Genomic DNA, 18,772 nt, shown 5'->3' on the forward strand with positions numbered 1-18,772 from the left:
GCACTGAACTGTGGATAACTCTGGTCGACTACTCCTGGACAGGCGTTACTTCGCTTGGGCGTAGCTGTCCACCGTGACAACGTTCACTGGAAACTCAACGGGAATCTCTCCGAACATCAGCTTCGCCGCGGCGCGCGCGGCGTCGGCTACTACGGCCCCGGCAGCGGCGGCGAGCTCTGCGGGAACGTGCAGCATGACCTCGTCGTGGAGAAAGAACACAACCTCCGCCTGGGCGAGGCCGAGCGCATCCGCACGCAACCGCCGTCGTAATTCAGCAAGCCAGCACAGTGCCCACTCAGCCGCCGTAGCCTGGACCACGAAGTTGCGCGTGAATCGGCCGCGGGAGCGGGCCAGGGAGTCCGCGCGCTGTTGTTCGGCCGCGGTGTTGGTCCGCTGGGAGGAAAGCCAGCGTTCCGAAGGCGGCGGACAGCCGCGTCCCAGAAAACTTCCGACGACGCCGCCCGCCTCACCCGTGCGCGCCGCCGCCTCGACAACCGAGATCGCTTGCGGGTACGTGCGCGTGAGCTGGGGCATGAGCCGACCCGATTCGCCCGTGGTGGCTCCGTACATGGCACCGAGCATCGCGATCTTGGCCTTGGAACGGTCACCGCCGAACCCCTGGTCCGCAATGCCCTGATACAGGTCCAGTCCCCGCCCGGCGGTGGCGAGGGCCGTGTCCCGCCCCAGCGCCGCGAGCACCCGTGGTTCGAGCTGGGCGGCATCGGCGACGATGAGCACGTGCCCGGGATCCGGACGGACCGCATCACGCACCTGGTGCGGGATCTGCAGGGCGCCCCCGCCACGCGACGCCCACCGTCCCGACATGCTGCCCCCCACAACGTATTCGGGACGAAACCGGCCATCCCTGATCCAGGTGTCCAACCACGTCCAGCCGTTCGCCGTCAGAAGCCTGCTGAGCTTCTTGTACCGCAGCAGGGGCGCAATCGCCGGGTGCTTCTGGCGTTCGAGTTCCCATGACCTCGTCGAAGTAACCTCAATTCCAGCTCGATGCAGGGCACGCAACAGTTCCTGCGGGGAGTCGGGGTTGAACTTCGGATTGCCGAGCGCCGTTCGTAGTTCGTTTGCGAGGTTCTCAAGCTCCGCCGGACGGTGCCCCTCCCGTGGACGTGGTCCCAGCTGGGCCTTAAGCAGCGCATCATGGAGGTCGGCGCGCCACGGGATCCCATGGAACTCCATTTCGGCTGCAATGAGAGCACCGGCCGATTCAGCGGCGAGCAGAAGTCCCAGCCGGCTCGAATGAGTGGAGTGGGCGAGGGAGTCCTGCTGGTCCGCGAACTCGCGGGCGACGTCGTCGACGCTCGGACCGATGCTGGCTGATTCAGTCTCGAACAGGCTGCCCTGCAGCGGCGACGGCGCCGCAGCGGGAAGCGCTCGCGGGAGGGCCGCGTCCTCGGTTTCGGCCGGGCGGGACTGTAATCCGCGGCCGTACCCAGTAGCAGCGCAGAATGGGGAATGGCGCATGATCTCCCGGCTGAGCGCTACGTCATGGCACCGCTCGACCGACACCCCGGACCTCAGCAGCGATGGATACCACGACCGCGTGCTGTCCCACACCCAGCGCATGCCCGGCCTTTCCATCCGCCGAACCGTGCTGCTGAGCTCATCCGCGCCAACGACGACGACGTCGCCCGCCCGGGTACCGGAAGAATCCACCGGGAGGAAAGCAATCTGTGCACCGTCCCTGCCGCTGATGCGTTGCGCGCTGGATGGCGGCGCAAGGACGATGTACACGCCTCCATTCTTGCGTACGCGCCGGGTCGACTACTCCTGCACTTTCACTGAAGTTATCCACATAGGGACGGTTCCCCAATTCTCCCGGGCTCTCATGGCGCAGGCTGGCTGCATGTCTTCGTGGATACCTTCCCCCGAGGCCGGTGCCGTAGTGCTGGTCGCCTCCTCCCAGCAGATCCGGGATGAGGTCACGCGCGTAGCAGTCGCAGCCGGTCTGGACCTGGCGCTCGCCGGAACGGTGACGGAGGCGCTGGCGCTGCGTCCCGCCGTCGTGCTCCTGGACGCCGGCAGTGCACACCATGCGGTGACCGGGAGCGACCTGGTGGTGGTGGGTATGGAGGGCGAGGAAGCACAGGCGTGGGCGGCGGCAACGCGCTGCGGTGCGGACAGGGTAGCGGTTCTGCCGCAGGCTTCGGGTTGGTTGGCCGAACACCTTGGCAAACTGCAGCGTGCGCGGGACCACGGGACGGTTGTCGGTGTGCTGGGCGCGGTTGGTGGAGCAGGCGCTAGTTCGGTGAGCTGCTGGCTTGCGGCCGGCGCCGCGGCGAGCGGCATGCGCACTCTCCTGGTTGACGGGGACCCGCTGGGCGGCGGCCTGGAGGTGACGCTGGGAAGTGAACTTCTGCCCGGGGTGCGCTGGCCCGATCTCAGGGAGGTACGCGGAACGCTGAGTCCCGACCAACTCGTTCATGCCCTACCTTCCCTGGATGGCCTGGCGCTGCTGTCGATGGGCACCGAGCCTCCGGACCCGGGCATCCTCGGATCACCGGCGGTGCCGCCGGTGATGGAAGCTGCGCGGGCAGCATTCGATCTCGCCGTGGTCGACGCCGCACGCGGCTGGTCCGCAGACGGCTCACTGCTTCCATACTGCGACAGTGTCCTACTGGTGGTGCCCGGCCGCGTCAGAGCAGTCTCCGCTGCGCGGGCCACAGTGGCTCAGCTGCAACCACTGGCGGTGCGGGTCGTGGTGCGGGGACCGCTGGGACCGGATCTCGATCCGCGCCGCGTGGCCGATGCAGTGGGAGTGCCCAGCGCCGGCTACCTTCCGCACCTGCGGGGGGCGAGTGCGGCGGAGAACCAGGGGCGCATCCTTGAATTGGCGCGTCACCGAACTGTTCGTTCCCTTGGCAGATCAATACTGGGCACTGTGCTGCCCGGGACCTCTCTGGCGGTGGCATGAGTTCCCGGTTGCGGCCGCGCCGTGTAGCGCAGTCCCTGCCCGTCGACGCCGCGATGTTTGCGCAGGTGCGCGAGGCTGTCATCGGTGATGCCGCGCCGGTTACCGGAGCGAGTCTTGCCGCAGCGGTGCAGTCCACCGGGCGTCTACTCGGCTCGGAAGGAACCTTCCGCACACTTGACCGGGTACGGGCCGAATTACAGGGGCTGGGTCCACTGCAGCGTTACGCCGAGGATCCGGCCGTGACGGACATCCTGGTCAATGGGCCGGGTGCGGTCTGGGTCGACGACGGCGGCGGGCTGCGGCGCACGGACCAGACCTTCGTGAACGAGTCCGAAGTGCGAAGCCTTGCCGCACGCTTGGTCGCCGCCGGTGGACGCCGCCTGGATGACGGGAATCCCTGTGTCGACGTGCGTCTGGACCGTTTCCGGGTCCACGCCGTACTGCCGCCGTTGTCCACCTCGGGAACATTGCTCTCGATCCGCATTCAGCGGCAGCGCAACTTCTCGCTCGCCGATCTCGAGTCGGCAGGAACGGTGGACCCAGAGATGTCCGCCGCGTTGCGCTGCATTGTCGACCGGCGCCTGAACTTCCTGATCAGCGGGGCAACCGGAACAGGCAAGACCACCCTGCTCTCGGCACTGCTCTCCCTCAGCAGTCCGGACGAGCGGTTGGTGACGGTGGAGGACTCCGCTGAGCTCAGTCCCTCCCATCCACACGTGATCGGACTGGAAGGCCGCCACGGGAATCTGGAAGGCAGCGGCGCAGTGAACCTGGCGGAACTCGTCCGCCAGGCGCTTCGCATGCGCCCCGACCGCCTGATCGTCGGTGAGTGCCGCGGCGCGGAGGTCAGGGAACTCCTCGCGGCTATGAACACAGGACACGACGGCGCGGGCGGAACCATCCACGCGAACTCGGCGTCGAGCGTGCCTGCGCGACTGTCTGCCCTGGGGGCACTGGCCGGGATGGAAGCGGGAGCTCTTGCGCTGCAGGCGGCGAATGCGCTCGACGTCGTCATCCATGTTGTGCGAACCGGAGGTGGGCGGGTGGTTTCGGAGATCGGGGTGATCGGCATGACCGCAGCTGGAGAGCTGATCGTGCGTCCTGCGCTGACGCGGAACGGTCCGAACTCGGTGCAGGGGCCCGCCTGGGAAGGATTGGTTGAGTTGTTCGAGCACCGGATGCTCAAATGACCGGCGGACTGATAGCTGCACTATTGTTCGTGGCGTGCTGGTTGATCGGGCTGCCACGGCGTCCGGCGTCGGCGGTCCGGCCAAAGCAGCCCCGCTTCTTCAAGGCGTTCCTGCCCGTCAAACGACAAGTGTTGGATCCGCATGAGGTGCCGCTGTTCGTTCACCAACTGGCGGGCCTTCTTCAGGCAGGGCGCTCACCCCTTCAACTGTGGAACGACGCACGAGAGGCGCACGGGAATATCCCGGACTCGGTCTTCACCACCCTCGCGCGTCCCGTTCTCCGGTCAGCGCATCAGGCCGCCGTCCTGGGGATGAGCGTGCCTGAGGTTCTGAGGGAGAATGCATCCCGCGCCAGGCACCCTGGACTCCATACGCTGTGGCAGGACCTGGCGGCATGCCTTGAGGTCTCCGAGCGCAGCGGGGCGCCGCTGACAGTGGTGCTGACGCGTTACGCGGTGCAGCGTGAATCCCAACTCAATTCCGATGCCGCGCGGCAAACAGCGCTCGCCGGTCCAAAGGCCACCGTCCGGTTGCTCTCCTGGTTGCCGATCTTCGGGATGGGGCTGGCATACCTGATCGGTGTGGACCCACTCTCGGTACTCCTGGGGTCCACAGCAGGGATTGCTGCGCTGTTCGCCGGCCTCGTGCTCATGGCTGCCGGGAGAATCTGGTCCAGCAGACTCGTTCGCAAGGCGGCGGAGGAGCATTCATGACCGGCGTGCTTGTCGCAGTCCTGCTATGGCTGAGCTGTTGGCTCCTGCATAGGTCACCACCGCGTCATGGCGCAGGGACAGACTGGGTGCGGCGAGAGATCGCGTCCGGGTCTGTGATGGGACGCACGCCCGGTGCTGGAACCGCTCGGTCCGGCCGCTCCCGGTCTCGGACCGGCACGGCAAGTGACGCGCCTGCACTGCGAGGAGAGGGCATTGAGGACGCCGCACTCATGATGGACCTGATGGCGTCGATGCTCGCAGCAGGAGCATCGATTGACCGGGGGCTCACTATTCTGGCTCGTTCTGCTTCACCACCCGTTGCACAAGCACTCACGGCGGTTGTTACGGCGCTCGATCTCGGGGCGCCGTGGGAGGTTGCGTGGGCAGGGGCGTCACGGGCAGGGCCGGGGGGATCAAAGGCACCTTCCAGCGAAGCTGTTGCCGGGTTGGGGCGTGCACTGCGTTTTGCCGGGACCACGGGAGCTCCTTCTGCCGCGATCATGAACGCTCACGCTGCACAGTACAGGCGCCGCCGCAACCGTGAAGCTGAGCGACGGGCAGCGGCGCTCGGTGTGAAACTGGTGGTTCCGCTGGGACTGTGTTCATTGCCGGCGTTTGTGTGCCTCGGAGTCATTCCAATCCTGGTGGGGCTGTTCCCCGCCCTTAAGTGACCTGGCAGATCCGCACTACCTCTCCACACTTCGCGGAAGTCACTGAACTTATCCACTTAGTAGCGGTGTTCCATTCGGAGCGGCACTGATCGCGAAACACTCGAATTGTCGCTGGAACGGCTCAGCCGTTGTTCAGGGACTCATCACAGAAGCAGATCGAAACAGATTCAAAGGAGCAATCATGGCACTTCCCACCCCTACAACGAATGTCGATCACGTCGGCCCTGAGAAGCGGCTCGGCAAACAGGAGAAGCTTGCGTCGGTAACGCCCCTTCGACCCGGCGTAACCGTTCCGAGCAAGGCCAGGCGGCGCTTTGCCGTCGAGCGGTCAGAGGATGGCTTGGCGACCGCCGAGTACGCCATCGCGACATTGGCAGCGGTGGGTTTCGCCGCCCTTCTGGTGGCCGTGCTCTCAAGCGGTGAGATTCGAGGCATGCTGATGTCACTGATCACCTCAGCTCTCAGCTTCGGCTAGCCAGAGATGGCCCGGCCAGGCTTCAGCGGCAGGCGTGTACCGCAGGCAGGCGATGCCGGAGCGGTGACGGCGGAAGTAGCGGTGGCGCTGCCTGCGGTGGTTGCACTGATAGCTGTCGTGCTGGCAGCTGCATCGGTGGGACTGACCCAGCTCCGGATCGAGGAGGCAGCGAGGGCCGGTGCGCGCGAGATCATGCGCGGAGAGTCTTCAGCAGTAGTGGACGCGACTGTCCGACGCATTGCGGGGGACGGCGCCCAACTGGCAGTTGAGTCCAGCGGCTCTTTCTCGTCGGTTGTGGTGTCATCCACGGTGGATGCCCCTGTCCTGCACCTCTTCGAGCTGGATCTCTCGGCCCGTGCCTACGCGACTCCGGAGGACCCGTGAAACTGGACAGTAGGACCGGCGAGGCGGAGACGGGCGTAGGCACGGTGCTTATGGTCGGAGTGGGGATGAGCGCGCTGCTGCTCCTCACGATCGTGATCTTGTTTGCGCAGGCATCCGTGGCTGCATCCCGGGCTGCCACCGCGGCGGACCTGTCCGCGCTTGCCGCCGCTGACGCGGCAAGAGGCCTCAGGGATGGGGTCCCCTGTGAGGTTGCTTCGGAGGTTGCGGGCCGACACGGTGCGCGGCTCACGGCCTGCCTCCTTCAGGGTGAAGCTGAACACATAGTTCAGGTCGCCACAGCGGTGGAGTCAACGCCCATACTGCCTCCAGCGGAAGGCCGGGCGAGAGCCGGCCCACCATCCGAACCGGCCGGCCGCTGACAGTAGCCGGTGAATCGCAGCCGGAGATTCCGGCCGGCCGCAGGAGACCGAACCAACCGAAAGGAGCTATTACGTACACAAATCGGTGCTGGTTGGCGCAGGCTCACCGTTCGGAGCCTGCGCCAGCAGCATCTGCAGCAGAGTCAGGGCACCACTCTTGCTCAGCGGGTTGTTTCGGTTGCCGCATTTCGGCGACTGCACACAAGACGGGCAGCCGGCAGGGCATTCGCAGGACCGGATCGCATCGGCGGTCGCGCTCAGCCAGGGCTTCGCCGCTTCGAAGCCCCGCTCGGCGAAGCCGGCACCACCCGGGTGACCGTCGTACACAAAGATCGTAGGCAACCCAGTATCAGCATGTAGAGCGGTCGAAACGCCGCCAATATCCCAGCGGTCACTGGAAGCCACCAGGGGAAGGAGCCCGATGGCCGCATGCTCAGCAGCGTGCAGGGCCCCAGGCAGGTCTGCTGCCGTCAATCCCGAGCGTTCAAGCAGTTCGTTGTCGCACTCGAACCAGACGCTCTTGGTGAACAGGTCCCGGGCACCCAGATCCAGCGGTTCCTCGCCGAGGATCTCGTTGGATACGAAAGCCTTCCGCTGGAACGAAACCACCTGGGTGGTGACTTTCACCTCCCCGAAGCAGACACGGATTGGCCCCCAGGGCTCGTTACGGTGCTCTGCGATGACCTCAATCTGGGTAACGTCACGAGCCTGGGTGTAGTAGTCCGGATTGGACCGTGTCACCATGGCGCAGTGGTCCTGCTCATTCAGTTCGTCCACCACGTAGCTCTGTCCCTGGTGAACGTACACCGCGCCCATGTGGGCTTGATAGTGGCTCTGCGGCGAATCCATGGTGCCAAGGACGGTGCCGGTTCCGCTTTCGATGATGTTGATCGGGCCGCCGCCGTCCGCCCGCAGGTTCACCATGCCCGCCGCACTCTGCGGGTGGGTCCAGAACCATCCGGCGGGCCTGTTTCGCAGCAGTCCCTGGTCAACAAGCTGGTCGCACAGCTCCCTAGCGGTTTCGCCGAACATGGGTAGATCATCGACAGTCAGCGGTAGCTCGGCTGCCGCTGCGCACAGATGCGGCCCCAGCACGTAGGGGTTGGAAGGATCAAACACCGTCGCCTCCACACCGACGTCGAACACCGCCTCCGGATGGTGCACCAGGTAGGTGTCCAGTGGGTCATCGCTGGCAACGAAAGCAGCGAGTGCGTCCTGCCCGGACCGCCCGGCACGCCCGATCTGCTGAAGCAACGACGCACGGGTCCCTGGCCACCCCGCCACGAGCACCGCGTCGAGTCCGGAGATGTCAATACCGAGTTCCAGTGCAGAGGTGCTCGCTACGCCCAGCAGCCGGCCCGAGCGCAGCGCTGATTCAAGCTCACGGCGCTCCTCCGGCAGGTAGCCCGAGCGGTAGGCCGCAACCCGCGAAGGCAGGCTCGGTTCAACCTCGCTCAACAGACGCTTGGTGTTCGCGGCGATACTTTCCGCTCCGCGACGCGACTTGATGAAGGCGATCGTCCGGACCTGCGCGGATACGAGGTTGGTCAGCAGGTCCGAGGTTTCGGCGATGACGGTTCGCCGTTGCCGGGCGCCGTTCTCGCCCCGCAGGTCCGTGAGCTGTGGTTCCCAGAAAGCCACCGTGGTGGATCCATGAGGCGAGGTGTCCTCGGTAAAAGCGGTGACCGGTGCGCCAATAAGCTTTCCGAACGATTGAGCGGGCGCTGCAGAGGTTGCCGACGCGCCGATGAAGACCGGATCAGCACCGTAGGACGCACACACGCGGCGCAGCCTCCGCAACAGATTGGCAACGTGGGATCCGAAGACACCGCGGTAGCTGTGTGCCTCGTCCACGATCACATAGGCCAGCCGCCGGAAGAACCGGGCCCACCAGGCGTGGTTGGGGAGGATGCCGTAGTGGAGCATGTCAGGGTTGGCGAGCACCAGGTTGGCGTGGTCCCGGATCCAGCGCCGGGCACCGGAGTCGGTGTCGCCGTCGTACGTGTCGGCACGAACCGTCGGCAGACCCAGGGCATTGATGGCCGAAAGTTGGTCGGCCGCGAGCGCCTTCGTGGGGGAAAGATACAGTGCGACGGCGCCGGTCGGCTCAAGCGATACCTCTCCCGCAAGGCCCGCGCGATGAATCTCGTCGAGTACCGGAAGCTGATAACTGAGCGACTTACCGGATGCCGTCCCGGTCGCCACCACCACATTGGAGCCCCTGTGGGCAGCATCCGCCGCTTCAACCTGGTGCTTCCACGGTTCGGTGATCCCCAACCCCTGATACGCCGCTATAACGTCCGAGTGCACCCAATCGGGCCACGGACTGTGAACGGCATCCCGCGCCGGCAGTTCGCGCACATGGACCAACTGCTCAGGATCCACGCCGCCGAGCAGCGGAATCAGGGAATCATGGGCAGGCACCTAGCCATCTTGCCACTTGTCCCCAAATCGGCCGGGTGAAAGCCCGTCAGCGACGGATCACGAAGACGTCCGCAAGGTGGGTCCAGCCAAGATATTGGTACAGGTGCCGGCCATCTGAGGATGCCATGAGGAGCCCGGTGTCGACGTCGTCCTCCAGGACCGCAGCCGTGAGCGCGCGCATCACGAAACTGCCGAGACCGCGACGCCGGAACCGCTCCGAAGTGACGATCCGGTCATAGACGGCGAACTCGCCCTGCTTGGCAACGGAACCGCGGGCTGCCTCTTCGCCATCGACCAGCACGCGCACTCGCCGGCAGGTTTCCTCTCGGAGGTGCTCCAGCTTGAACTCTTCGTCCGGAGGCAGCGGATCCTCGACGTCCTGGCCCTCCATGTCGACGCACATCAGCGCCTGTTCACGGTCGGAGACCCGCATTCCAAGGGGTGCGGCGGCGTCTATCAGGTCCTGCATACGGTTGGTCACGACGGTCAGCACCCGGTAGTGGTCCGTCCGGGTTTCCTGGGCCAGCGCAAGGAACTCTCCGATGGTGGGTTCGTAGACGATGTCTTCGTGATGGTTCTGCTGGTCAGTGAGCAGTACGGACATCCAACGGCCGTGGTCAACAGGTGTGTACCCGCGGCATGCAGCCCATCCCGCAATCCAGGTGCGGACGAGGTCTTCGGAGAGAGATGCAACCATGACTGAACGATAGTGGCGGGACGTCCGCTTGAACATAGCGCGGGAGCGAGGTTGCAGTATTGAGACCTGGCGCCGGTACCCCGGTACCCTTGAATGCGTGTCAATGAACCGCATCGTGCTCTATTACGCGTTCACTCCGTTACCTGATCCCGAAGCGATCCGGCTGTGGCAGCGTGCCCTGTGCGAGAAGCTGGGGCTGCGCGGCCGGATCCTCATCTCGAAGGACGGCATCAACGGCACTGTGGGTGGTGAGCTCAATGCCGTGAAGCAGTATGTGAAGACCACCCGCGAGTATCCGGCATTCAGGAAGCTTGATGTGAAGTGGTCCGAGGGCGGCGCAGAGGACTTCCCGAGGCTCAGCATCAAGGTTCGCGAGGAGATCGTGTCCTTCGGCGCGCCCGGTGAGCTGAAGGTGGACGAGAACGGCGTAGTCGGCGGCGGTAAGCACCTCCGGCCCGAGCAACTTCATGACCTGGTTGGCGAACGCGGCGACGACGTCGTCTTCTTCGACGGACGCAATGCCCTCGAAGCGCAGATCGGCCGGTTCCGGAACGCCATTGTGCCGGATGTGAACACCACCCACGATTTCGTGAGTGAGCTCGACTCCGGCAAGTACGACCACCTCAAGGACAAGCCCGTGGTCACCTACTGCACCGGAGGAATCCGGTGTGAAGTCCTTTCAAGCCTCATGGTCAACCGCGGTTTCAACGAGGTTTACCAGCTGCAGGGCGGAATTGCCCGTTACGGCGAAACCTACGGCGATGCCGGGTTGTGGGAGGGATCGCTGTATGTCTTCGACAAGCGGATGCACGTGGAGTTCAGCAAGGACGCCAGGACGATCGGTAAATGCGTCCGCTGTAAGGCGCCCACCAACAAGTTCGAGAACTGTTCGAACCAGAGCTGCCGTAACCTCACCCTTTACTGCGCGGGGTGTGCCGCCGACCCGTCCACCCTGCGCTGTCCGCAGGGGTGTGAATTGGACGAGTCCGAGGCCACCGCCGTAGGAGCGGAGTAACAGCCGCCGCCTAACGGGTGCGCGTCAACCGGTGAGCTCCAGTACCGGGCCCTCGTGCAACGCCACATAGACGCGGTCCCGCAGCGCATTGGCCTCGGCGTCGGTAAGAGTACGGTCCAGTGACTGCAGGGTCAGGCGCACCAGCAGATTCTCCTGACCCCGCTGAGCCTGCAGGCGTAGATAAGCGGCCGACGGCAGCTGCGCGACCGGCGTGCGGGTGTGGATCGCCAGGGACTCCAGCACGTCGGCGTCGCCTCCCAGCGCTTCCCGTGCGATGTCCCCGAGCGTCTCCTCGTTTGCGTCGGGGCGGCACAGGATGGATAGATCGCGGCGCACGGCCGGCATCAGGGAGACAGGACGCCAGGGCCCGAGATCGAGCATCTGGGAGGCAATCCGTGGATCCAGGGACCGCAGCAACCGGATGTCGTCGACTCCCTTGCGCAGCATGAGCGCCCGGTCAAGGCCCATTCCGAGCGCGAGGCCGCTCCAGCGCCGGGGGTCCAGCCCCGATCCGCGCAGGATCTTCGCTCCCACCATCCCGCATTCGGCGAGCTCCAACCACCCGGCAGGAGTTTCCACGTCGATCTGCATCCCGTGCGAGGTATAGGAGTGATTCGCCGGGACTGCCCGCCAGCGGGCGCCCGGAAGTACAGCCCCGACGACGGCGCCGGCCAGGTTATGCAGGTCGCCATCAGTCAGCAGCCCGCGGGCTTTGATCCGCCACAGATCCACCTGGTGCGGAGCACCCACATGGGTTCGATCCACTGCGTCCCGCCGGTATACCAGCCCGGGCAGGACGTGGAGCCGGTCATAGGCGTCCTGCCATGAGGCGAGCGAATCCAGTACTGCGGGTATGCCGGCGGAGGTGTGGCTCCGCAGCATCACGGTGGGGCTCGCATGGCGGGAGTAGCGCGCGTCGCGGGTAACGTCGTCGGGCGCGTAGCCGAGTCGGTCATAGTTGTCGGCCGTTGCCACGAGCGGAGTGGTCCGGTGGACGGTCGCGGGTATGGTCCACGTTTCCGTCAGAGCATTGACGACGTCGGCAAGCAGGGTCTGCATAGCGTGTTCGCCCTGGGCGGGGTCGCTCAGGTCACGAAGGGAGAGGGCGGAGGTGAGTTGGGGGATGCTGAGATACATGGCTGGTCCTTGGCTGGTGTCGGGAGGATTTCGAAGGAAACCCCCGGCCGCGAACACCGTGTGGACTTAGCTGGAATCAGGTGCGCAGCGTGAGGCCCTCACGGCCGACAAGCGGCCGGGGGCTGATAAATCGCTGAGCAACAAGCATGACCCGATGATACATGGACGTGTTGCCGGGCAATAGGTTCGCTACCCGCCTGCCGCCGGTGGCACGCTGGGAGGCGGTCCGGGTGTAAGTTGCACTGCCCAGAGCATCTGCTCACCCGAGTTGGTTACTTCCAGGTCGACCTGATTGGCCGATTCCAGAAGTTCGATATAAGCCGTGACGCTGAAGCTGTTGCAGTTGGTGGAGCCGTTTCCGACGGGCTCGCCGTCCGCTTCGATGTGCAGGGTCATGCCGTTGCCGCCGACACACACCATTTCAACGGCGTACCAACCCGCTTCGGCGTCGTAGAACGATCCGCCGGTCTCACCCGCGCCCTCGTGTCTGCTCGAAAACGACATGCCGTCGCGTTCACCCAGAACGGAATCCGTCCAGGAGATAAGGTCCGTGGCGTCCAGGTCGACCGGTACGGGATCCGGTTCCGACGAAGTACACGCACTCACTCCGGCCACCGCAGCGAGTCCCACAAATCCGGCCACCGTGCAACGCAATATTTTCCCCATTCCTCCAGTAAAGCGCACCGCGTAAGCAAAATAGACTTGCCACCGTGATGAATTTCGCTTCCGTGCCGGGCGCCCCGCAGAGCACTGACCAGGACATGCTCAATCGGCTCGCCGCCGACCTTCGAGCCGCCAATTACACGATCGACGGCGTCGCAACCCTGATCGGCCCGGATGCGTACGCAGCGCTGGACCGCGATCAGGTGGTTCCCGCGCTCCTCGCAGCCCGCGCCGCTCGGGAAGACGCCGCCCAGGAAGAAGCCGCCAGGGAAGACGCGGGAACGAGGCAACTCGCCGTCGTCGTACTCTTGTTCCTGCTCGGCGAGGCCCTACCCGGGCACACCCTGGACGCCGCCTTTCCGGGGACGGGCGCCGCTGGGTTGCAGGCGCTGGGACTGGTGGAAGAGCACGACGACGGCGGCACGCACCTCCGCGCGGCGGTGGATCTTCGCCCGTACTCATCCGACACCGGGGGAGACCTCTGGGTGGCTTCGGATACGGGATCCCGTCTGCGTCCCGGCGTGCTGCGTGCGGATCACGTGCTGGGAATCGGGCAGGCTTCCCTGACGCTCGCCCGGTTTGCGGCGCGCACGCCTGTCGAGCGTGCCCTGGATCTCGGCACCGGCTGTGGGATCCAGACCTTCCATCTGCTCGCCCACGCGGAGCACGTAACCGCAACGGATCTCTCCGAACGGGCGCTCGCCGTGACCCGCTTCAATCTGTTGCTCAACGCGAAGGCGCTCGGTATTGATCCTGCGAACCTTGAGGAGCGGGTGTCACTACGGCATGGCAGTCTCCTCGAACCGGTCGCGGGGGAGACATTCAACCAAGTGGTGTCCAACCCGCCGTTCGTCATCACCCCTCGGATTCCTGGCGAGGCGGTGGAGGAGCAGTTCACATACCGCGACGGCGGGCTTCCCGGGGACGACATCGTCTCTACACTGATTCGCACACTGCCGTCGGTGCTGGTTCCCGGCGGAACGGCGCAGCTTTTGGGAAACTGGGAGATTCCCGACGGCGCTGCGTGGCACGCACGGATCTCAGGATGGTTGCCGGAGAAGGCCGATGCCTGGGTGGTCCAGCGGGAACAGCTCACACCCACCCACTACGCCGAAACCTGGTTGCGTGACGCAGCGGAGAACCGCGAGCCCGCGCGTTTCGCGGACCGATTCGGGGCGTACCTTTCGGACTTTGAATCCCGCAGCGTCGGGAGCATCGGTTTCGGGATGGTGTGGCTGCGGAACGCGGGCTCGCCCGCTACGCTGAGGCGCTTCGAGGAGATCACCTACGAACTCGATCAGCCGATCGGGCCGCATGTGGGCGCAGCGGTTGCCCGCCACGACTGGCTCGGGCGGATCGGGAACCTCACTGACGAACATCTCCTGGTCGCTGAGGACGTCACTGAGGAGCGCCACCAGCGGCCAGGGGCGGAGCATCCCGGCGTCATCCTGCTCAGGCAGGGCGCAGGGTTCCGGCGGACGAACATCCTCACTACGGAGCTGGCCGGCTTCGTATCAGCATGCGACGGCGACCTGACCGCCGGGCAGATCATCGGGGCTCTCGCGGCCCTGTTGGAGAGGAACGACGACGGCTTCCGCGCCGGTTTGCTGGGCGACGTCCGCAACCTCGTGGACGAAGGTTTCCTGGTTCCTGCTCTCATGTCCTGATCCATCCCGGCGTCGTCGCTTTACCCACAGTGCGCAGCCCGGTGGCGGGTGCTCCGCAGACAAGCCGTTACCCTAGTGCAGGTAGGCATGCCGCATACTGTGAAGGCAGGACGTCCGCCAATCGCGCATAAGTGCTCATCAATGAGCGGTTGTCCTGCTATTTAAGAAGCACCCGTATCGAGGAGAGAAGTGCCAGCTAAGGCAACGGACAAGAAGCCCGGCAAGAAGCTCGTCATCGTCGAGTCTCCGGCCAAGAGCAAGACAATTGCGGGCTACCTCGGTGAAGGTTTTGAAGTCACCGCATCCATGGGGCACATCCGTGACCTGCCCCAGCCATCGGACCTGCCCGCGGAACTGAAGAAAAGCTCGGTCGGCAAGTTCGCGGTGGACCTCGATAATGATTTCGAGCCGTACTACGTTGTGTCGGCGGACAAGAAGAAGCGCGTCGCTGAGCTGAAGGCAGCGCTCAAGGATGCCACCGAACTGTACCTGGCCACTGACGGTGACAGGGAGGGCGAGGCGATCGCGTGGCACCTCCTTGAGGTGTTGAAGCCCAAGGTTCCGGTCTATCGCCTGACGTTCCCTGAAATCACGCGGGAGGCCATCCAGCGGGCCATGGAAGAGCTGCGGGACCTGGATATTCCCATGGTTGACGCACAGGAAACCCGTCGCATCCTTGATCGTCTCTACGGCTACGAAATTTCTCCCGTCCTCTGGCGGAAGGTGGCGCGCGGGCTTTCCGCGGGCCGTGTGCAGTCCGTTGCCACGCGCCTGGTGGTTGAGCGTGAGCGTGAGCGCATGGCGTTCCGCTCGGCGTCGTACTGGGACCTGACGGGCGTTTTCTCACCCGAGGACACCTCCAAGGGGGAGGCGTTCAAAGCGAAGCTGGTCTCCGTTGACGGAACGCGGGTAGCAACCGGCAAGGACTTCACGGACCTCGGCGAGTTGAAGGCGCAGAACGTCACGCTGCTCGATGAAGCGGCCGCCAACTCGCTCGCTGAGAACCTTTTGCAGGCCGCCTTTGAGGTGCGCTCCGTTGACACCAAGCCCTACACCCGCCGTCCTGCGGCGCCGTTCACCACTTCGACGCTCCAGCAGGAAGCCGCTCGCAAACTGCGGTTCTCCTCGCGGGTGACCATGCAGGTAGCCCAGCGCCTGTACGAGAACGGTTACATCACCTATATGCGTACGGATTCGCCGTCGCTGAGCGATCAGGCGATCAACGCTGCCCGACGCCAGGCATCCGAACTCTACGGGGCCGAGTATGTGCCGGAAGCGCGCCGGGTCTACAAGGGCAAGTCGAAGAATGCGCAGGAAGCCCACGAAGCCATCCGTCCCGCGGGAGATTCCTTCCGCACGCCCGCGCAGGTCGCCAAGGAACTTCGCGGTGACGAGTTCCGCCTGTACGAGCTGATCTGGAAGCGGACCGTCGCATCCCAGATGGCTGACGCTAAAGGCTCCACGGCGTCGGTGCGGTTGGGCGCCGTCACCGCCGGTGGGCAGGACGCCGAGTTCTCGGCGTCGGGCACGGTTATCACCTTCCGGGGCTTCCTGGCCGCGTATGAGGAGGGTCGCGACGCCGCCCGACATTCAGATGATGCGGTGGAAGCAGCCGACGACGGCGGTCAGGGTGGCCGGTTGCCGAACCTTGCGCCCGGTGATGGCCTGGGTGCGGAATCGGTCGAAGCGCTGGGCCACGAGACCTCCCCGCCGCCGCGCTATACGGAAGCTTCCCTGGTGAAGGTGCTCGAAGAACGCGGAATCGGCAGGCCGTCCACCTATGCGGCGACCATCTCAACCATCATGGACCGCGGTTATGTCCGGGTCCGAGGGCAGGCGCTCGTTCCCAGCTGGATCGCGTTCTCAGTGGTCCGGCTTCTTGAGGAGCACTTCCACAATTACGTCGACTACGACTTCACGGCGGAGCTCGAAGAGGATCTGGACCGCATTGCGCGCGGCGAGGAAGGCCGTGTGGAGTGGCTCAATCACTTCTACTACGGCGACCGCAAGGAAACCGGCCTCAGTACCATCGTCAATGATCTCGGTGAGATTGATGCCCGGCGTATCAACTCGGTGGAGATTGCTGAAGGCATTGTGCTGCGGGTCGGCAAGTTCGGCCCGTATCTGGAGAAGCCCCTGGCCCCAGACGCGCCGGAGGGAACAGAACCGCAGCGTGCCAATGTGCCCGAGGACCTCGCTCCGGATGAGTTGACGGCAGCGAAAGCCATTGAGCTCATGAACAATCCGGCCTCGGAGGAACGTGCGCTTGGCACCGACCCCGAAACCGGCCGGACCATCGTTGCGCGGGACGGCCGGTACGGACCGTACGTCATTGAACTGATTCCTGAGCCGACCGCTGAGGACCTGGCGAACCAGCCGGTGGAGTACTACAAGAACGGCAAGCCCAAACCGCCGAAGAAGCCGGTGAAGGCCAAACCGCGCACAGGTTCGCTGTTCAAGTCTATGTCCATCGATACGGTCACGCTCGAGGATGCACTCAAGCTCATGAACCTCCCGCGGGTCCTCGGCGAGGACGCCGAGGGCAAGGAGATCACGGTCCAGAATGGCCGCTTCGGGCCGTATCTCAAGAAGGGGACCGATTCGCGCTCCATCGGATCCGAAGAAGAGATCTTCACGATCACCCTGGAACAGGCGTTGGAGATCTACTCCCAGCCCAAGCAGCGTGGTGGCCGGACTGCCGCGCCGCCGCTGGCGGAGTTCGGTGATGATCCGGTGTCGGAGAAGCCGATCGTGGTCAAGGACGGGCGTTTCGGTCCGTACATTACCGACGGCGTTACAAACATCACGGTTCCACGATCCACGGCGATCGAGGAACTGACCCGGGAGACAGCAGTGGCCCTGCTTGCCGAGAAGCGCGCCAAGGGACCGGCACCGCGCAAATCCGGTGGACGTGCACCGGCCAAGCGCAAGACGGCGGCGCGGAAGTAGCCCCGCGATCCTTCGTCGCGGGCAATGAAAGGCATGAAAGTGAAGCGCGAGATAATGGGACCATGCGGCTAGGCGTCCTCGACATTGGTTCAAATACCGTGCATCTGCTGCTGGTGGACGCACATCCGGGCGCTCGTCCGGTGCCATACGCTTCCCACAAGCGGCCGCTGCAACTGGTTGCGTACCTGGATGCTGACGGCCGGATCACCGATGAAGGCCAACGTGAACTGATCGGTTTCATCCTGCAGGCGAAGGAATTCGCGTCGGAGCACCGGGCGGAAGATTTCCTCGCATTCTGTACCTCGGCTATACGGGAGGCCGGGAACGGCGAAGATGTCCTGCGCCGGGTGGAGGCGGAGACGTCCGTGGTGCTCCAGGAGCTCACGGGTGACCAGGAAGCCGCAATGACCTTCCAGGCGGTCCGGCGCTGGTACGGATGGGGAGCCGGGTCAATCCTCAACCTCGACATTGGCGGTGGCTCATTCGAAATGGCGATGGGCCATGACGAGTTGCCGGAGGTTGCACTGTCCGTCCCACTGGGCGCCGGCCGGCTGACCCGGAACTGGTTGCCCGGAGACCCGCCCTCACCGAAGGACGTGAAGGATCTCCGCCGCTACATCCGAAAGACTTTGAAAGACGCAGCCGGCGACTTTGAGCGCCTTGGCGAGCCCCATCTTGTGGCAGGAACGTCAAAGACCTTCCGGTCTCTGGCACGGATGGCCGGTGCTGCGCCGTCGGGAGCGGGCCCGTTTGTCCGCCGCACACTGCGTCTTGAGGATCTCCGGTTGTGGGCGAAGCGGCTTGAGGCCATGTCGCTGAGTGATCGCGTGAGCCTTGACGGGGTATCCGAACTTCGAGCGCCGCAGGTCCTGGCCGGTGCGCTGGTGGCGGAAGCCGCGCTTGAGATTTTCGACGTCCAGGAGATGAAGATCTGTCCCTGGGCGCTGCGTGAGGGATTGATCCTGCGACGCTTCGACACCCTGATGTTCGAGGCCAGTGAGCCCATGCCGTCGGTCGGTGTGGGACACGTGCAGTTCCGGACGCCCGAAACCGCGCAACGCAGTGTGGACTCATCGCCGCTCGCCGCTAGATCCTAAGGGCGACGGGCCCAGATCCTGAAGGTGAGTGACCCGGGATCTGATATCGCCATTGCGCATTGGAACCCGAAAGGTGCCGGCGAGCAGGAAAAGTGTTTGGGGGAAACACTCGCATTCGCTCACCGGCACCTTGGCCAGGCTAGGGAGGACCTGGCCGATCATCACTCGCACCTCTAGGAGGTGTATTCCACACTAAGAGCCGTGTGTGAGCGTTGCCCTAAGAGAAGCTGGGCGTTCCGTGTGTATTCGAAGAGGCTCGGGGGTGGCCACTGAAAGAAGCGGCAACATTTAGACGCCGGACGGCCCGCAAAAGGGAAGTGCCGGTGAGCCATATCGGAGTGGTTGGGGGAAACACATCCGCGGCTCACCGGCACCGGC

At 64.7% G+C, this 18,772-nt stretch carries 16 protein-coding genes; 11 read left to right on the plus strand and 5 right to left on the minus strand.

What is annotated here, in order from left to right; all coding sequences use genetic code 11:
- Positions 1-45 precede the first annotated feature (45 nt).
- Positions 46-1,752: a bifunctional 3'-5' exonuclease/DNA polymerase gene (locus tag ACX80C_RS05830; protein WP_459325339.1), complete on the minus strand. Its 1,707-nt coding sequence runs from the start codon at positions 1,750-1,752 to the stop codon at positions 46-48.
- A 112-nt stretch (positions 1,753-1,864) separates the two neighbouring features.
- On the opposite strand from ACX80C_RS05830, the gene ssd reads away from it, so the two are divergent.
- From ssd to ACX80C_RS05865, 7 genes are all read left to right on the plus strand, one after another.
- Positions 1,865-2,932, plus strand: coding sequence for a septum site-determining protein Ssd (gene ssd / locus ACX80C_RS05835; RefSeq protein ID WP_459325340.1), 1,068 nt, complete (start codon positions 1,865-1,867; stop codon positions 2,930-2,932).
- Positions 2,929-4,122 (plus strand): TadA family conjugal transfer-associated ATPase, encoded by a 1,194-nt coding sequence (locus ACX80C_RS05840; RefSeq protein ID WP_459325342.1) that lies wholly within the window; start codon positions 2,929-2,931, stop codon positions 4,120-4,122. Before ssd ends, ACX80C_RS05840 begins: the two co-directional genes overlap by 4 nt.
- Positions 4,119-4,835: a type II secretion system F family protein gene (locus tag ACX80C_RS05845; protein WP_459325343.1), complete on the plus strand. Its 717-nt coding sequence runs from the start codon at positions 4,119-4,121 to the stop codon at positions 4,833-4,835. The genes ACX80C_RS05840 and ACX80C_RS05845 overlap by 4 nt, the downstream gene beginning before the upstream one ends.
- On the plus strand, positions 4,832-5,506 hold the full coding sequence (locus ACX80C_RS05850) for a type II secretion system F family protein (RefSeq protein WP_459325344.1): 675 nt from the start codon (positions 4,832-4,834) through the stop codon (positions 5,504-5,506). Before ACX80C_RS05845 ends, ACX80C_RS05850 begins: the two co-directional genes overlap by 4 nt.
- A 181-nt stretch (positions 5,507-5,687) precedes the next feature.
- Positions 5,688-5,981, plus strand: a complete 294-nt coding sequence (locus tag ACX80C_RS05855; RefSeq protein ID WP_459325345.1) for a DUF4244 domain-containing protein — start codon at positions 5,688-5,690, stop codon at positions 5,979-5,981.
- 6 nt (positions 5,982-5,987) lie between these two features.
- Positions 5,988-6,365, plus strand: coding sequence for a TadE family type IV pilus minor pilin (locus ACX80C_RS05860; RefSeq protein ID WP_459325346.1), 378 nt, complete (start codon positions 5,988-5,990; stop codon positions 6,363-6,365).
- Positions 6,362-6,745 carry an Rv3654c family TadE-like protein gene (locus tag ACX80C_RS05865; RefSeq protein ID WP_459325347.1) on the plus strand — a complete coding sequence of 128 codons (384 nt, stop codon included), beginning with the start codon at positions 6,362-6,364 and terminating at the stop codon, positions 6,743-6,745. The genes ACX80C_RS05860 and ACX80C_RS05865 overlap by 4 nt, the downstream gene beginning before the upstream one ends.
- A gap of 69 nt (positions 6,746-6,814) precedes the next feature.
- Here the strand turns inward: ACX80C_RS05865 and ACX80C_RS05870 are convergent, their stop codons facing one another.
- Together ACX80C_RS05870 and ACX80C_RS05875 are read right to left on the minus strand one after the other, a co-directional pair.
- The gene (locus ACX80C_RS05870; RefSeq protein ID WP_459325349.1) at positions 6,815-9,169 is read right to left on the minus strand and encodes a DEAD/DEAH box helicase; all 2,355 of its coding nucleotides are present in this window, start codon (positions 9,167-9,169) and stop codon (positions 6,815-6,817) included.
- Positions 9,170-9,215: 46 nt separating this feature from the next.
- Positions 9,216-9,866, minus strand: a complete 651-nt coding sequence (locus ACX80C_RS05875) for a GNAT family N-acetyltransferase (protein ID WP_459325350.1) — start codon at positions 9,864-9,866, stop codon at positions 9,216-9,218.
- A gap of 97 nt (positions 9,867-9,963) precedes the next feature.
- On the opposite strand from ACX80C_RS05875, the gene trhO reads away from it, so the two are divergent.
- Entirely contained in the window at positions 9,964-10,881 is a 918-nt protein-coding gene (trhO, locus tag ACX80C_RS05880; RefSeq protein WP_459325352.1) for an oxygen-dependent tRNA uridine(34) hydroxylase TrhO, read from the plus strand.
- A 24-nt stretch (positions 10,882-10,905) separates the two neighbouring features.
- Here the strand turns inward: trhO and srmL are convergent, their stop codons facing one another.
- Complete coding sequence (gene srmL, locus ACX80C_RS05885) at positions 10,906-12,018, minus strand: PheS-related mystery ligase SrmL (protein ID WP_459325354.1); 1,113 nt, start codon at positions 12,016-12,018, stop codon at positions 10,906-10,908.
- A 189-nt stretch (positions 12,019-12,207) separates the two neighbouring features.
- Complete coding sequence (locus ACX80C_RS05890) at positions 12,208-12,684, minus strand: hypothetical protein (RefSeq protein ID WP_459325355.1); 477 nt, start codon at positions 12,682-12,684, stop codon at positions 12,208-12,210.
- Positions 12,685-12,731: 47 nt separating this feature from the next.
- On the opposite strand from ACX80C_RS05890, the gene ACX80C_RS05895 reads away from it, so the two are divergent.
- The 3 genes from ACX80C_RS05895 to ACX80C_RS05905 all read left to right on the plus strand — a co-directional run bounded on the left by ACX80C_RS05895 (position 12,732) and on the right by ACX80C_RS05905 (position 18,394).
- Positions 12,732-14,348: a DUF7059 domain-containing protein gene (locus ACX80C_RS05895; RefSeq protein WP_459325482.1), complete on the plus strand. Its 1,617-nt coding sequence runs from the start codon at positions 12,732-12,734 to the stop codon at positions 14,346-14,348.
- A 189-nt stretch (positions 14,349-14,537) separates the two neighbouring features.
- Positions 14,538-17,297, plus strand: a complete 2,760-nt coding sequence (gene topA, locus ACX80C_RS05900) for a type I DNA topoisomerase (RefSeq protein WP_459325356.1) — start codon at positions 14,538-14,540, stop codon at positions 17,295-17,297.
- A 62-nt stretch (positions 17,298-17,359) separates the two neighbouring features.
- The gene (locus ACX80C_RS05905; RefSeq protein WP_459325357.1) at positions 17,360-18,394 is read left to right on the plus strand and encodes a Ppx/GppA phosphatase family protein; all 1,035 of its coding nucleotides are present in this window, start codon (positions 17,360-17,362) and stop codon (positions 18,392-18,394) included.
- Positions 18,395-18,772: the final 378 nt, after the last annotated feature.

This window comes from Arthrobacter tecti, from assembly GCF_054511355.1.